The following is a 14830-nucleotide window of genomic DNA, read 5'->3' on the forward strand; positions in this document are numbered from 1 at the left end:
AAATCATCCCAGTTCAGGGGGCACTTTCTTCAGTTAGACACTCCGGTCAATGGAAGTTCTATCGGTGGATTCAGGCTAAGGGTGCCGGCGGGCCGGAGTCGGGCGAGGGGTCCTGAGTCAGCGGCCGTCGATGGTCTGCTGGAGCACGGCCGCATATTGGGCTTGAACTGCGGTAGTGGCATGTCCCCGTGGTTGGTTTCTCCTTGGGGCGTAACGGGTTTGACGCGTGTCCGCACCCCCGCCACTGCACTCGGCGGGGCGGCAGGAACTACAGCGGTTTGGCAGGTCGTTTTTGACTGGCTGGATGAGGTGAGCAGGTCGTCGGCACCATGCGGTCCCTCATGTGTTTCAACAGCCGGACGGGCATCGCCTTTCCGTCGATATCGTGCGGTGGCCGAAGTCGAAATTGCCTGGTATGTGGTGTGTTTCGAGTTGCAGGATGCACTGGTAGTTGGCTGGCCGCTTGTCCTTACAGTGCCCCGCGCCTCGGCTGATGCCACCCGAGGCGCGGTGCACTGAATTAAGCTGAAGCTGCCCTATTGAGCGATGTAGCCGCCGTCGACTACGACTTCGGACCCGGTCATGAACGAGGACTCATCCGAGGCAAGAAACAGTACCACCGTGGATACCTCCTCCGGCTGGGCCGCACGACCCAGGATGGTGGTGCCCAAGAGAGCCTTCTTCCCTTCGGGATCGGCCAGGATATCGTTTGTCATCGCCGTCGCAATCACTCCTGGGTGCACCGAGTTCACTCGAATCCCGAACTCTTGCAGGTCCACTGCAGCGGCTTTCGTCAGAGTCCGCACTGCACCCTTCGATGCCTCGTAGGCGGCTGCATTTGGGGCGCCGATGATCCCGTACATGGACGAGATGTTGACGATCGACGGCGCCTTCGACTCCTTCATCGCAGGGATGATCGTCTTGCAGCCCAGGTACGTGCCCTTGGCATTGACCGCGAAGATGCGGTCCCACACGTCTTCCTCCGTGTCCTGCAGTGACGTGAAAGCGAGGATGCCCGCATTGTTCACCAGGATGTCGACGCGGCCGTGGGACTGGACGGCATGGTCGACGACAACCTTCCAACCTGCCGAACTCGAGACGTCGTGCTGCACGAAAGACGCAGTACCGCCGTCCTTCTCGATCAGCTTGACGGTCTCCTTGCCGCCTTCGACGTCGATATCGGTGACGACAACGGCGGCACCCTCTTCCGCTAACAGCTGGGCGTGCGCGCGCCCCATACCTGTGGCGCCACCGGTCACGACGGCAATTTTGCCTTCAACACGCTTGGTCATTTCATTCCCTTCGGATTTCGCACCAACTTTTTGTTGGCGAATTCGTTCAAGCCGAACTTGGCGAGCTCGCGACCGAACCCCGATCCCTTGACACCGCCGAACGGTAGGTCCGGGGCCGTCTTGCTGGTGCCGTTGATCCAGACCATTCCGGTTTCGAGTTCCTCGGCCACTCGGCCGGCCTTGTCCGGATCCGAGGTGAACACACTGGATGAGAGGCCGAACGGGGAGTCGTTGGCCAGGTCGATCGCCTCATCTAGAGACCGGGTGCGGTAGAGGACCGCTACCGGGCCGAACAGCTCTTCGCGGAATGCACGCATCTCGCGTGTAACTCCAGCCAGCACGGTGGGCGGGTAGTAGGCGCCGACCCCTTCCGGTCGGTTGCCACCCAAGAGAGCCTCGGCCCCGCGGGAGAGTGCGTCCTGGACAAGCTCGTCGACTTCCTCGACTCCCGCGTGCGACGCGAGTGGCCCGAGCTTTGTCTCGGGGCTGGTCGGGTCGTCGGGTAGCCAGCCAGCCATCCCGTCGACGAACTTCGTTACGAATTCGTCGTACACGCTGTCGTCGACGAGAAACCGCTTCGACGCAGTGCACGCCTGTCCGCCGTTTCCGAGCCGACCGACGACGGCGGCGGCAGCAGCGATGTCTATGTCGGCATCTTCCAATACGATGAAGGGGTCCGAACCGCCCAGTTCAAGTACGCATTTCTTCAGGTGCCGGCCCGCTACCTCAGCGACGGCCGACCCTGCCTTCTCCGATCCGGTCAGTGACACACCTTGGACTCGCTGATCCGCTACAGCCGCAGCGACCTGGGCTGAGGAGACGAAGGCATTGCGATATACGTCGGTCGGCAGCCCGGCTTCGAGGAAGACTCGCTCGATGGCCAGGGCGGACTGCGGGCAGTTGCGCGCATGTTTGAGGATGATCGTGTTGCCCAGTGCGATGTTGGGAGCAGCGAAGCGTGCCACCTGGTAATAGGGGTAGTTCCACGGCATGACTCCGACGAGCGGTCCGATCGGCTCGGTCCGCACGACCGCCGTCCCGCTACCGGCGATGTCGAGGGTCTCATCCTGCATGAATTCTGCGGCGTGGTCTGCGTAATACTGATAGATCGAGGCAACCAGCTCCACCTCGCCTTGTGCTTGTGCGATCGGTTTGCCCATCTCCAAAGTGAGCAGCTTGGCCAGTTCGTGGGATTGTTCTCGATAGAGTTCGGCGACCCTGCCAAGCGCAAGGCTTCTTTGTTCGAGATCTGTTGCGCGCCAACTCCTGTAGGCGTTTGCGCTGCTGCCGATGAGGACGTCCAACTCGTCGTCCGATATTTCCGGATACCGCGCGAATTCCTGACCGTTGGCAGGGTCGATGGTGGTGTACACACCCATGGTCGTCTCCTGTTTTCGTATCGATCGGGAGTCAGGCGTCGACGGTGTCGGCCGTCTTCAGAGCAAAGCCCTGATAGCCCCCCTCGGTGACGTCTGCCAGGACGGCGCGGTAGTTGCCGAGCCCGCCAAGGTAGAACAGCACGCTGGGCTTCTTTCCTGGAACATTGGCCCCGAAGATCCATGAATCAACCTTGGTGAAGACGGTCATGTTCGCGATGTCCGTGCAGGTCGCGGTCCATGCGGATTCCGCCTCCGGTGTGGGTTCGATCGCCCGCACACCTGTCCGCTCGACGTAACCTATGGTGTCGCTGATCCACTCGACCTGAGTTTCGATGCTTGGAGGAAGGTTCGTGAACGGTCCGTTGGGGCCGAGCACCATGAACCAGTTGGGGAAGTTCGCGGTGGCAATCCCCAGGTAGCTGGTGGGTTGGCCGTCCCAATGGTCGTTGATGTTCAGGCCACCGCGACCGGAAATGGTCATGCGGCGGTAGTTCCCGTCGACGGCGTCGAAGCCGGTGGCGAAGACCAGGACGTCCAATTTGTGCAGGACGCCGTCCTCGGTCACCACGCCCTTGGCTGTGATCTCACGAATGGGGTTTTCCTTGATGGCGACCGCCTCGACGTTCGGGCGGTTGAAGACCTGGAAGTACCCGTCGTCGCACAACGGTCGTCTCGCGAATAGTCCGGTGGGCGTCAGTTTGCGGGCAGTCTCCGGGTCTTCGATCATGGCGGTGATCTTCGAGCGAATGAACGATGCTGCAGTTTCGTTGGCTTCTTCGTCGGTAGCGATGTCACCGAAGGTTCCGAACATGAATCGGAAACCGCCGCCCTGCTCCCATGCCTCTTCGTAGACCCTGAGGCGTTCTTCCGCGGACACGCTCATGGCCGGAACAGTAGATTCCTCGAAGCCGAATGCCACCGAGGATCTTTTGACCTGAGTCCAGATGTTCTCGTAGTCGGCTTTGACTGCGTCGATCTGCTCGTCGGTCACCGCGCGCTTGCCGACCGGCACCGAGTACTGGGGAGTTCGCACGAATACAGTGAGGTGTTCGACCGTTGGCGCCAGGGCCGTGATGACCTGTTGCCCAGTAGATCCGGTACCGATCACGCCGACGCGGCGGCCGGTGAGATCCTTGCCCTCGGGCCACGCTGCGGTGTGGATGGTCTCGCCTTCGAATGTCTCGAGACCGGGCAGATCCGGTCGATTGATGGCGGAGAGGAGCCCGACAGCATTGACGACGTAGGTAGCGCGGTAGATCTCGCCTGTGTCGGTGGTGACTTCCCACAGTTGTTCGTCTTCGAGATACACCGCAGATTCGACGGCAGTGCCGAAGTGGAAGTGCCGGCGTAGGTCGAACCGGGAAACGACATCCTCAAGGTATTCGAGAATCTCGGGTTGAGTGGTGTAGGTGTGCTTCCAGGTACCGTCCTGAAGCAGGTCACGGTCGAATGAGAACCGGTAGACGTGGCTTTCGGTGTCGGACAGTGCACCCGGGTAGCGGTTCCAGTACCACGTGCCGCCCGGGCCGTCTGCCTTGTCGAAGCCGACCGTCGTGAGGCCGAGCTCGTTGGCCAGTTTGTGGACGGCGTAGATCCCGCCGAATCCGGCGCCGATGACGATGGCATCGACAGTGGTCAGGGCCTTTTGTGTAGTCATGGTTTGAAGTCCTTGGTCGTTACGAGGAATGAAAGTTCAGGCGTGGTACCAGGCGGATAGCTGCGCAAATTCCTCGGCAACAAGCGGGGAACGGCCGGCCAGAAACGGGTAGACATGCTGCTGCCCTTCCCCGATCGAAAGGGTGACATCGACACCGGCAGCTTCGGCGCGTTCGGCCACTCGGGTGGCATTGTCGAGGAGTGATTCAACGCTGCCAGCCGTGAGATACAGCCGTGGGAAGCCTGCGAAGTCGGCGTGCAGCGGGTTCGCGAGTGGAGTGGTCGGGTCGACGGTGCCTCCGAGAACGCCGGAGATCATGCCTTCCAACAACTCTGGTGTGATCAGCGCATCGGTGTCGTTGTTGGTGACCAGAGTCTGGCCTTTGTTCTCCATGTCCAGCCAGGGGGAGAAGGCAATGACACTGCCAGGGCCACTTTTGCCTTGGTCGGCGAGGGCCAGAGCGATGGCGATAGCCAGGTTCCCGCCTGCCGAATCACCGATGGTGGTGATATCACGAGCGGTGATGCCGGAAGCCACGAGCGCGTCGAACGCTGCGACACCGTCCTCGATCTGCGCGGGATGTGTGTGTTCCGGGGCGCGCCGGTAGTCGAGCACGAGACTGGCCGATCCGAGCGCTTTAGCGACGTGGCCAGCAAGTTTGCGGTGGCTCGATGCGGAGCCGACGGCGAAACCTCCACCGTGGGTGTAGAGCAGAACTTTCGACCGATCTGCTCCTTCGGGCAAGCACCAGATGCCGGGGACGCCGCCGACAGTGTCTTCGCGGTAAGTCACCCCTTCGGGTTCTACGGTCGGTTGGTGCCACTCGTCGAAGATCGAACGCAGTAGACGGATCGTCAGATCCGGTGTGCTCGACATGATCTCAGACCAATCGGCATAGAGTTCTCGCAGTACGTCATCGGTGCTGTCATCATGTGTGGCGTTCGAATCGCTGGCAACGGCGGTGCTCATGGGTTCTCCTGGGCTCGTCACGGCGAAAAGGAAATCGGCCGCGGTCTGATATGTCGGGCGTGCCACACACTGGAAGTTTTGTGACGGGCAGCACTCCCTTCTAGAACCAACGTAGGAGCACAATGCACGACACCTGTGTTCCGTTATGAAACAGTCGGCAGTCAGGATGCGTGGTCATGATGAGGACACCGCCACATTCCTTCCACCCGAAGAGGTGCTTGTTCATGCGCGCATATGCAGTGTTTCCCGACGATACGACGATCCACGAAGTGGAGGTCCCCGTGCCGGCGCCTGAAGGGAGCAGCGTTCTTCTGCGGGTGCTGAGAGCCGGTGTGTGTCACACCGACACACACCTACGCGAGGGTGGCTATGACCTCGGCAGCAAAGGGATGATGAACATGAAAGACCGTGGCGTCGAATACCCCATGGTGCTCGGCCACGAAGTCGTCGGCATCGTAGAGCAGGTAGGCGAAGCCGTGGACACTGTACGCCCTGGTGATGTCCGCTTGATCTATCCGTGGATCGGATGCGGCGAATGCCGCCAGTGCCGATCAGGCCATGACAACAGTTGCGCCACAGGAAGAAACCTCGGTGTTGCCCGTCACGGCGGGTACGCCGAATACGTCCTCGTTCCCGACGCGAAATACCTCGTCGACATCGACGGACTGGATCCGAGTTGGGCTGCGACGCTTGCCTGTTCAGGATTGACGGCCCACAGTGCGGTCGACAGGATCCTTCCGCTCGAACCGGACGAGCCGGTCGTCGTTTTCGGTGCGGGCGGGCTAGGGCTGACAGCTATCGCGATCCTGCGTGCGCGAGGACATCGGGCGATCTGCGCGGTCGACCGCGCAGATCAGAACCTGTCCCTCGCTCGCGACATGGGCGCATCGGCCACCGTGCTCTCGGGTTCGGATACAACAGCGCGCGACGTTCGACGCGCTGTGGGAGGGCCGGCCGGGGCGGTCATCGACTTCGTCAACAATGGAGCCACCGCAACACTGGGGTTCGAGGTGTTGGCCAAGGCAGGAATCATGGTGCAGGTCGGACTCTTCGGCGGCGAATTCACCGTCCCCACGGCACTACTCGCTTTGCGCATGATTCGCCTCGAAGGCAGTTTCGTCGGAACGCTCGACCAACTGCGAGACCTCGTTCGGATCGCCCAAACGGGGCAGATCCCCACCATTCCGATAGCCGAGCGTGCCCTGTCGGCAGCGGAGGTCACCCGCGCATTGGATGAGCTCACGGCAGGTGGCGTTGCTGGACGCATCGTCCTTACTACTCCACACTAGAAAAGTGAGCGACCGCGCACACCGCGACGACGCCGTACGACGCGCGCGCGAGCAACTGATCACTCAGGGGCTCGTGCGGGCTTCGCTGCCTGCATCGCTTGTCGCGCACGAAATCGAGCAGAGTTGGCGCCGTTCGGTCTCGCTGAGCGTTGACCCGGCAGCAGGTCCTCACATAGTCGGCGAAATAGATCCCGACACAGCCATCCTGCGCGCTGCTGGTCGCATTCTCGACCAGTGGCAGACCAACCTGACCGATTCGCGTATGACCCTGTTTTTGGCCGACGAGGCAGGTCGCATAGTCTCACGCCGCATCGTCGACCCGCAGGACGAGCCCTCCCTGGACCGCGCCAACGCTGTCGAAGGTTTCGACTTCTCCGAGCAAGCCCTGGGCACCAACGGTTTGGGCACGCCGATCGAAGCACGCGGAGTAGTGTTCGTCCGCGGAACAGAACACTTCAACGACGCGCTTGCATCCCTGGCATGTGCCGGAACGCCTATCAAGCATCCGATCACGGGCAGAATCGTCGGATCGCTGTCCATCGCATCTCATGTCGATTCGGCCAGTCCCCTGATGGTGTCGATGGTCCGGCAAGCCGGGTACGAGATTTCCGAAGCCCTCGAACTCATGGCCGATTCGCGAGATCTCGAGCTGGCGCGCACATATCGCAACTTGCGCACCTCCAAGAATCCGGTACTGGTGATGAACTCAGGAACCGTGATGACCGACCTCCCGGCTCTCGCGCACTTCGACGCGGAAGCACACGCAGGGTTGTGGGACACCTTGCGCCGGTATCGGTGGGATGAGGACAGCATGCGTCTCGAGCTACCGACTCTCGGCACCGAGGCAACCGTCCGCCGATTAGGGCGAGCAGGGCAGGACGCGATCTTCGCGCTCGAATTCACTGATCCGAGCGATGCAGAGTCTGCGTCCGAGGATGCAGTGATGGGTCTGGATTGGCGACGACGCGACGATGCACCCTCGGCGTCGCCTGATCCGTTACCCGACCGCGACCACGGATCAACGGGCAATTTCACGGCGACGTCCACTCATGCCCGCGGATCGTCAACGCCGTCCCTGAGCCGCTACGAAGAAGCGGAGCGTGATGCAATCAACCGGGCATTGTCGGAAACGAATGGGAACAAGTCGTTGGCGGCGGGACTGTTAGGGATCGGCCGTACCACCCTGTACAGGAAGATGCGGGCGTTGAAGATTCGTAGCTGACCCCTCGGAACGTCATTGTTCGGTATCGACGATCCGCAGAATGCGCGATTTCCGCGCGACGATACCTCTATCAGCGAGGAACCTGGCGGCAAGAGCTCTGGAACAGTGGCCAGCTGACCGTGTCCGGAAGCGATGGCGCTCGCCGCGCTCCTGAGACTGAAAACTCGGCATCTAGTCTCAGTGCTGCCGGAGACCGATGACGTATTGCAGGACCACTCGCAGCGCTGGGTTAGTACTGTCTCTCCGCCACGCTGCCCGCATGTCCACGTCTGCCGTCGAATCACATAGCGGCACGAAAACCACATGAGGGTCGGTGACGTTGTCCGCCACCGACGACAACGTCAGGTGACAGCCGACCTCGGCCGCCACCAGAGCCAGAGCGGTCTGGGTGTCCGGTGCGATCTGAACGACATCGGCGACGAACCCGCGGGCGACGGCGAGTCGGCGCAGCCGATCAGGAAGGACAGATCCTTCGTGGAACGGCAGTGAGATGAACTGCTCGTTCGCGAGTCGGTCGATATCGACCCGAGTCGCACCGGCCAACGTGTGTGTGTCGGCCACTGCCACGACCAGATGGTCGACTAGTACCACCTCGGACTCCACGCTCGCAGGAATGACATCCCACCTACCCAACGCTATGTCGGTGTCCCCGCTGAGCAGCCTCTTCATGGCTGGCTGAGCGAAGTTCTGGCTGGAAAGTTCCAACTCGATACCTGGATGCTCAGAGCGCACGATGCGGGCAAGCCGCGCGACCATGCGATGCGTCGAGACGCCGGCGAACGCGATTCGCACCAAACCACTCTCGCCGCCGGCGGCCGACTTGACTGCGTCTTCCGCGCTACGCAAACCTTCGAGGACTGCGCGTGCAGGTTCGATCAATGCCTGACCGCTGGCCGTCAATTTCACGGAACGGGTATTTCGATCGAACAGTCTTGCACCCAGATGCTTTTCGAGTTGTTTGATGGTGCGACTGAGGGGCGGCTGCGCCACATGCAGTCGGGCCGCGGCGCGACCGAAGTGAAGCTCCTCGGCGACGGCGAGGAACGCGCGAAGTTGTTCGACATCCATCCAGGGACTCCTTTATTGCATCTACGGTAATACACAAGTATCAATTAAGTATTGGACTGACAGTAATGGTGGGGTTGATAGTTCTCGTATGGAAACGCTGAACCCCGAAGTACCCGACGATGTCTTCTCCGACGTGCTGAAGCAGATTTCACACTTCGTGCGGTCGTGGGTGGTTCCGCGGGAACTCGAGATCATGAACACCGACGCAATACCTGCCGATATACGGACACAGTCTGCAGAGATGGGCTTGTTCGGTTTTTCGATACCCCAGAAGTGGGGCGGCTTGGGCCTCAACCTCATTCAGGATGTCGAGCTTGCCATGGAACTCGGCTACACCTCGCTGGCACTCCGCTCGATGTTCGGAACCAACAACGGTATCGCCGGGCAGGTCCTCGTCGGGTTCGGAACCGAGGATCAGAAAGCGCAGTGGCTACCGGGCATGGCCGCCGGTGACATCGTCGCCTCGTTTGCGCTGACCGAGGACGGGGCAGGATCGAACCCCGCAGGGCTCAGGACGACCGCCAAGGCAGACGGCTCGGGCTGGATGATCAACGGCAACAAGCGATACATCACCAATGCGCCCATCGCCGACATGTTTGTCGTCTTCGCCAAGCTGGATCCGAAGCCGGAGAGCGGAAACGGTATCGCAGTCTTCCTTGTCCCGGCAGATACTGCCGGGATCGAGATCGGGGTCAAGGACGCCAAGATGGGCCAGCAAGGGTCGGGCACTGCGGACGTGACGTTCACCGACGTGAAGGTCGACGCCGAGTCACTGGTCGGCGGAAAGGGAGACATCGGATACAAGGCGGCGATGACCTCGCTGGCACGCGGACGTGTGCACATCGCGGCACTCGCTGTCGGCCAGGCGCAACGTGCGCTCGACGAGTCCGTCGCGCACGCAGCAGCATCGACTCAGGGTGGCGAACCAATCGGAAACTTCCAGCTAGTTCAGGCGATGATCGCCGACCAACAGATTGGGGTCATGGCGGGCCGGGCCATGGTCCGTGAGGCAGCGAGGGCCTGGGTCGAGGACACCGATCGGTGGATAGCTCCATCGGCCGTGAAACTGTTCTGCACCGAAATGGTCGGCAAGGTCGCTGATCTGGCTGTCCAAATCCATGGCGGGGCAGGGTATATGCGGGAGGTTCCGGTCGAGCGGATCTATCGTGACGTTCGGCTACTTCGCTTGTACGAGGGCACGAGCGAAATTCAGCGCCTGATCGTCGGAGGCGGATTGATTCGCGCGCAGCAGAAGCGCAGCAAGTGAACGCACCACTCGAGGGGTTCACCGTCGTGGCGATCGAACAGGCCGTCGCAGCACCCCTTGCAACCAGAAACCTCGCCGATCTTGGTGCCCGAGTGATCAAGATCGAACGGACCGACGGAGGTGATCTGGCACGTGGCTACGACCATGCAGTGCATGGAACGGGTGCGCACTTCGTGTGGCTCAACCGAGGCAAGGAATCCCTCGCCATTGATCTCAAATCAAACCGAGGTCGCAGTATCGTCCACCGGCTGATCGAGAACGCGGACGTTTTCGTACAAAATCTTGCCCCTGGTGCTTCAGAGCGACTCGGATTCGGCGCGAACGAATTACGCGCGACGAAGCCGAGTCTGGTCGTCGTCAACATGTCTGGATTCGGTAAGGGTGGGCCGATGCAGGATCGCAAGTCCTACGACATGCTGATCCAGGCCGAAGCGGGCTTGATTTCCATTACCGGAACACCGGACGAACCCGCCAAGACGGGAGTACCTACGGCCGACATCGCTACTGGCATGTATTGCGCTCAAGCAGTGCTTGCGGCATTGCTCAGGCGTGGGCGCACGGGTGCTGGTGCGACGATCGACATCTCGATGCTCGACTCGACGGTGGAGTGGTTGGGGCACGCGATGTACACACAGATGTACACCGGCGCGCAGCCTCCGCGGATGGGTGTCAGTCACAGCTCCATCGCCCCGTACGATGCATATCCGACCCAGGACGGACAGATACTGATCGGCGTCCAGAACGATCGCGGTTGGCAGACCCTCGTCACTGACGTACTAGGAATTCCGGAGATGGCCGAAGACCTGCGCTTCGCCACTAATGTTTTACGCGTCCAGAACCGCGCTGAATGCGATGCCGTCGTCGCCGCACGCACATCGTTGTTCACGACAACAGATCTCGACACGAAGTTGGCTGCCGCCGGCATCCCTGCGGCCCAGGTGAAACAGATGAGGCAAGTCATCGAGCATCCGCAGATCGTCGAACGCGACCGTTGGCGGACCGTCGGCACCGAACACTCGACCGCACGGGCTTTGCTGCCACCGGCGACGTTCGCTGACTTCGAGGCACGCATGGGCGACGTTCCCGCACTGGGGCAGCACACACGCTCGTTGTTGATCGAATCCGGGCAGGATCCGGACACGGTGGACACCATGCTGCGTGAAGGCGTCGCCGTGCAGGACCCTGCTTTCGACACCGACCTCGTTCGGTGATACGACTATCCCAATCACACTTCAGAACAGGACAATTCATGATTTCAGGGCGTACAGCGGTCATCACCGGCGGTGCCCAGGGCATCGGTCTCGCGATCGCGACACTGTTCGCCGAAAACGGGGCGAACATCGTGATCGGCGATCTCGACGAAACGAAAGCGAAAGAAGCCGCCGCCGCTCTACCTACGGACGCCGTCGGGGTGCGTTGCAACGTGACCTCCGCCGAAGACGTGCAAGCCTTGGTGGACAGTGCCGCTTCTTCGTTCGGGTCGATTGACATCATGGTCAACAATGCGGGGATCACCCGTGATGCAACCATGCGGAAGATGACCGAGGATCAGTTCGATCAGGTCATCGACGTGCACCTGAAAGGGTGTTGGAACGGCACGCGGATCGCGGCCGGCGTCATGCGCGAAAACGGCGGGGGATCGATCATCAATCTGTCCTCGATTTCAGCGAAGGTGGGCTTTATCGGCCAGAGCAACTACTCGGCCGCGAAAGCCGGAATCGTCGGCCTGTCCAAGGCAGCAGCGAAAGAAGTTGCGCACCTCGGTGTCCGAGTGAATGTGATTCAGCCGGGTTTGATCAAGACGGCGATGACCGAAGCGATGCCGCAGAAGGCATGGGATCAAAAGATGTCGGAAATCCCGATGCAGCGTGCCGGTGACCCCCGTGAGGTGGCGTCGGTCGCCCTGTTCTATGCCTCTGACCTGTCCTCGTACATGACCGGAACGGTCTCCGAGGTCACCGGCGGACGCTACATGTAGCGACCGCCGCCGGTCTCAATTGCTCGATCCACGCATCCAAGAAGGAAATTCATGCCAAACGCCGTCATCTGCGAACCGCTGCGCACACCAGTCGGACGCTTCGGGGGAGTATTCCGCGACGTCGCACCGCAGGAACTCGCTGCCATCGTGATCAAGGAACTGTGCGCCCGCACCGGACTGGACGGGACCGTGATCGACGACGTCATTCTCGGACAAGCGTCACCGAACGGAGAGTCACCGGCCATCGGACGCGTCGCAGCACTCGACACCGGCCTCGGGATCGAGGTACCCGGTCAGCAGGTCGACCGACGATGCGGCTCCGGCCTACAGGCTGTTCTGCAAGCGTGCATGCAAGTGCAGTCGGGTGGCAGCGATCTGGTCCTCGCCGGGGGAGTCGAAAGCATGAGTCAGGCCGAGTTCTATGCCACCGGCATGCGGTGGGGCGTTAAGGCCGAATCGGTAGTGTTGAGCGATCGATTGGCACGGGCCCGTGTCACCGCAGGCGGGACGAACTTCCCGGTGCTCGGCGGGATGATCGAAACCGCCGAGCACCTACGTGCAGAGTTCTCCATCAGCCGTGCAGATCAGGACGCACTCGCGGTGCAATCGCACCAGCGTGCGGTTACAGCACAGAAGAACGGCGTGTTCGCCGAAGAGATCGCGGTAGTGCCGATTCCGCAGCGGCGCGGCGAGCCACTTCTGGTCGACACCGACGAGCACCCGCGTGCCGACACCTCTGTCGAGGGTCTGGCCAAGCTCCGTCCGATAAGGTCGAAGATCGATCCGGACTCGACTGTCACCGCGGGCAACGCAAGTGGACAGAACGACGGAGCCGCCCTTGCCATCGTGACCACTCCGGGTCGGGCAGCCGAACTCGGTCTCCGGCCCCTGGCACGGTTGGTGAGTTGGGGACTGGCCGGTGTGCCTCCCCGGACCATGGGCATCGGACCCGTGCCGGCATCCGAGAAAGCGCTTAGTCGTGCGGGCTTGACGTTGGCCGACATGGATGTGATCGAGTTGAACGAAGCGTTCGCAGCGCAGACGCTGGCGGTGCTGCGTACCTGGGGAGTTGAACCCGACGATCAGCGACTGAACCCGCATGGTTCGGGTATTTCGCTGGGACACCCGGTGGGGGCAACGGGCGGCCGGATACTCGCGACGTTGCTTCGTGAGATGCGGCGGCGAGATGTGAGGTACGGCTTGGAGACTATGTGTATCGGCGGTGGACAGGGACTTGCTGCGGTGTTTGAAAACATCCACTGACACTGATAGAGGAACTCGATAAGCATGCGAACATTTAGGACACCCGAGGAACTACACGCCGCCGTCCGTGACGATCTGGGTACGAGCGACTGGAAGGCCATCACCCAGAACATGGTCGACCAATTCGCAGAAGCTACAGGCGACCACCAGTGGATTCACATCGATGTCGAACGCGCCACCGCGGAAAGTCCTTTCGGCGGTCCGATAGCGCACGGATACCTGAGTTTGGCCCTGTTGCCTACACTTGCAGCACAGATTTACACGATCGAAGGTGCCAAGCTGATCGTCAACTATGGATCGAACAAAGTAAGATTCGTCAACCCTGTACTAGTCGGTGCGCAGGTTCGTCTACGTTCAACATTGGCTTCTGTCGAGGAAGTACACGGCGGGGCACTTCAGATCCAGCTGGAGCATACCCTCGAAATCGAAGGTGCCAAGCGGCCAGCGCTGATCGCCGCAACGATTTCACGCATCGTGTTTCAATAGTGTTGACGACGGTTGAAAAGTGGTTCTGGCCCACTTTCCGTGATCGATTTTGAAAGTTTCAGCCGCTGAGGAGTATTCGTTTGCGAAGCAAGTCGAATCCAGCGCGCCCATACATTTGTCGTTTGAGCATCTTGATTCGGTTCACGTGGCCTTCGACGGCGCCGGAACTATGCGGCAGGGTCAGCCCGTTTCGGACGGCTGCATGGTCGGTGTCGAGACCTCGGACGAAGCGATGCAAGTGCGGCAGATCATCTGCCGAGACGGCAGACATCCACGAGTTCAATTGTTTGCCAAGGCGTTCGATGAGCATCTCCGCAAACGACTTGACATGGCCTGCAGTTGCTTCGAGATGTGGACAGCTGGCGAGAACCTGCTTGAGCCTGATCTGCTCGTCGTCGGTGAGGTTGTCGGGGTGACGCAGCATCCACGACGTGATCCGCCGCACCTTCGGCACTTTCGGTGTGGACGGTGGTGCTGCCCCTATTCTGCGAAACGGACGAAGGTAATCCCGGACGGAGCTGTAGCTGCCGCGATATCCCAATGCTCGAAGTTCTTCGTAAAGTACAGCAGCGGAGGCATGGCCGTCATTGAAACGCTCGTGAAGGTATTCGGCGAACTCGTCCAACATAGTTGGCCGGCCGGCCCGCGGCGCCCCCAACAATTCATCGACACTGCTTGCGTAGTAGAAACGGCGGACGGTCTCCCGTGCCAGTCCGAGTTGCCGTGCGATCGCATCGATTCCTATGCCTTCGTTCTTGAGAGTTGTGACCGCCTCGAATCGCTGTTTCGTGCGGGCGGCGAGTATCGAACTCTCCTGACGAGTCGGGTGTACCTGTTCGGCGGCCATACTCCGTTGCTCCGATGCGGTGCGTTCGATCGAAGGTTTAGCCTGAATCCACCGATGAGCTTGTGAAAGTTGATCCGAATCGACGACACGAGCAAGAACTGTTTCCAGGCAGG

Annotated in this window: 13 protein-coding genes; 7 read left to right on the forward strand and 6 right to left on the reverse strand. The window is 60.8% G+C overall.

Translation table 11 applies throughout. The features are described from left to right. Positions 1-536: 536 nt before the first annotated feature. Genes AC1Q61_RS32035 through AC1Q61_RS32050 form a run of 4 tightly spaced genes read right to left on the reverse strand, consistent with a single transcriptional unit; the run spans position 537 to position 5297 of the window. Positions 537-1292 (reverse strand): glucose 1-dehydrogenase, encoded by a 756-nt coding sequence (locus AC1Q61_RS32035; RefSeq protein ID WP_075836521.1) that lies wholly within the window; start codon positions 1290-1292, stop codon positions 537-539. Beyond that, the gene (locus tag AC1Q61_RS32040; protein WP_075836522.1) at positions 1289-2671 is read right to left on the reverse strand and encodes an NAD-dependent succinate-semialdehyde dehydrogenase; all 1383 of its coding nucleotides are present in this window, start codon (positions 2669-2671) and stop codon (positions 1289-1291) included. Before AC1Q61_RS32040 ends, AC1Q61_RS32035 begins: the two co-directional genes overlap by 4 nt. Positions 2672-2702: 31 nt before the next feature. Further along, the gene (locus AC1Q61_RS32045) at positions 2703-4328 is read right to left on the reverse strand and encodes a flavin-containing monooxygenase (RefSeq protein WP_075836523.1); all 1626 of its coding nucleotides are present in this window, start codon (positions 4326-4328) and stop codon (positions 2703-2705) included. 36 nt (positions 4329-4364) lie between these two features. Continuing rightward, on the reverse strand, positions 4365-5297 hold the full coding sequence (locus AC1Q61_RS32050) for an alpha/beta hydrolase (RefSeq protein WP_075836524.1): 933 nt from the start codon (positions 5295-5297) through the stop codon (positions 4365-4367). Positions 5298-5521: 224 nt separating this feature from the next. Between AC1Q61_RS32050 and AC1Q61_RS32055 the strand changes: the two genes are divergently transcribed. Both AC1Q61_RS32055 and AC1Q61_RS32060 read left to right on the forward strand, forming a co-directional pair. Beyond that, positions 5522-6586: an alcohol dehydrogenase gene (locus AC1Q61_RS32055; RefSeq protein ID WP_075836525.1), complete on the forward strand. Its 1065-nt coding sequence runs from the start codon at positions 5522-5524 to the stop codon at positions 6584-6586. Between the two features lie 4 nt (positions 6587-6590). Beyond that, a complete protein-coding gene (locus tag AC1Q61_RS32060; RefSeq protein ID WP_075836526.1) occupies positions 6591-7808 on the forward strand; it encodes a helix-turn-helix domain-containing protein in 1218 nt (405 codons plus the stop codon). A gap of 177 nt (positions 7809-7985) precedes the next feature. Here the strand turns inward: AC1Q61_RS32060 and AC1Q61_RS32065 are convergent, their stop codons facing one another. Continuing rightward, positions 7986-8876 carry a LysR family transcriptional regulator gene (locus AC1Q61_RS32065; RefSeq protein WP_075836528.1) on the reverse strand — a complete coding sequence of 297 codons (891 nt, stop codon included), beginning with the start codon at positions 8874-8876 and terminating at the stop codon, positions 7986-7988. A gap of 88 nt (positions 8877-8964) precedes the next feature. On the opposite strand from AC1Q61_RS32065, the gene AC1Q61_RS32070 reads away from it, so the two are divergent. Genes AC1Q61_RS32070 through AC1Q61_RS32090 form a run of 5 tightly spaced genes read left to right on the forward strand, consistent with a single transcriptional unit; the run spans position 8965 to position 13870 of the window. Next, on the forward strand, positions 8965-10143 hold the full coding sequence (locus AC1Q61_RS32070) for an acyl-CoA dehydrogenase family protein (RefSeq protein ID WP_230074794.1): 1179 nt from the start codon (positions 8965-8967) through the stop codon (positions 10141-10143). Beyond that, the gene (locus AC1Q61_RS32075; protein WP_075836532.1) at positions 10140-11354 is read left to right on the forward strand and encodes a CaiB/BaiF CoA transferase family protein; all 1215 of its coding nucleotides are present in this window, start codon (positions 10140-10142) and stop codon (positions 11352-11354) included. The genes AC1Q61_RS32070 and AC1Q61_RS32075 overlap by 4 nt, the downstream gene beginning before the upstream one ends. Positions 11355-11392: 38 nt before the next feature. Then, the gene (fabG, locus tag AC1Q61_RS32080) at positions 11393-12121 is read left to right on the forward strand and encodes a 3-oxoacyl-ACP reductase FabG (RefSeq protein WP_075836534.1); all 729 of its coding nucleotides are present in this window, start codon (positions 11393-11395) and stop codon (positions 12119-12121) included. 51 nt (positions 12122-12172) lie between these two features. Beyond that, complete coding sequence (locus AC1Q61_RS32085) at positions 12173-13384, forward strand: acetyl-CoA C-acetyltransferase (RefSeq protein WP_075836536.1); 1212 nt, start codon at positions 12173-12175, stop codon at positions 13382-13384. A 24-nt stretch (positions 13385-13408) separates the two neighbouring features. Further along, a complete protein-coding gene (locus AC1Q61_RS32090) occupies positions 13409-13870 on the forward strand; it encodes a MaoC family dehydratase (RefSeq protein WP_075836538.1) in 462 nt (153 codons plus the stop codon). A 58-nt stretch (positions 13871-13928) separates the two neighbouring features. Here the strand turns inward: AC1Q61_RS32090 and AC1Q61_RS32095 are convergent. After that, on the reverse strand, positions 13929-14830 hold a 902-nt coding region (locus AC1Q61_RS32095; RefSeq protein ID WP_492651446.1), incomplete at its 5' end, for an ISL3 family transposase.

The organism is Rhodococcus sp. MPR-R1B (assembly GCF_058793255.1).

What these genes read in the sequence shown, in the direction of transcription:
- AC1Q61_RS32040 (WP_075836522.1), bottom strand. Translation starts at nt 2,671, where the DNA reads ATGGGTGTGTACACCACCATCGACCCTGCCAACGGTCAGGAATTCGCG.
- AC1Q61_RS32050 (WP_075836524.1), bottom strand. Translation starts at nt 5,297, where the DNA reads ATGAGCACCGCCGTTGCCAGCGATTCGAACGCCACACATGATGACAGC.
- AC1Q61_RS32055 (WP_075836525.1), top strand. Translation starts at nt 5,522, where the DNA reads ATGCGCGCATATGCAGTGTTTCCCGACGATACGACGATCCACGAAGTG.
- AC1Q61_RS32070 (WP_230074794.1), top strand. Translation starts at nt 8,965, where the DNA reads ATGGAAACGCTGAACCCCGAAGTACCCGACGATGTCTTCTCCGACGTG.
- fabG (WP_075836534.1), top strand. Translation starts at nt 11,393, where the DNA reads ATGATTTCAGGGCGTACAGCGGTCATCACCGGCGGTGCCCAGGGCATC.
- AC1Q61_RS32065 (WP_075836528.1), bottom strand. Translation starts at nt 8,876, where the DNA reads ATGGATGTCGAACAACTTCGCGCGTTCCTCGCCGTCGCCGAGGAGCTT.
- AC1Q61_RS32035 (WP_075836521.1), bottom strand. Translation starts at nt 1,292, where the DNA reads ATGACCAAGCGTGTTGAAGGCAAAATTGCCGTCGTGACCGGTGGCGCC.
- AC1Q61_RS32090 (WP_075836538.1), top strand. Translation starts at nt 13,409, where the DNA reads ATGCGAACATTTAGGACACCCGAGGAACTACACGCCGCCGTCCGTGAC.
- AC1Q61_RS32045 (WP_075836523.1), bottom strand. Translation starts at nt 4,328, where the DNA reads ATGACTACACAAAAGGCCCTGACCACTGTCGATGCCATCGTCATCGGC.
- AC1Q61_RS32085 (WP_075836536.1), top strand. Translation starts at nt 12,173, where the DNA reads ATGCCAAACGCCGTCATCTGCGAACCGCTGCGCACACCAGTCGGACGC.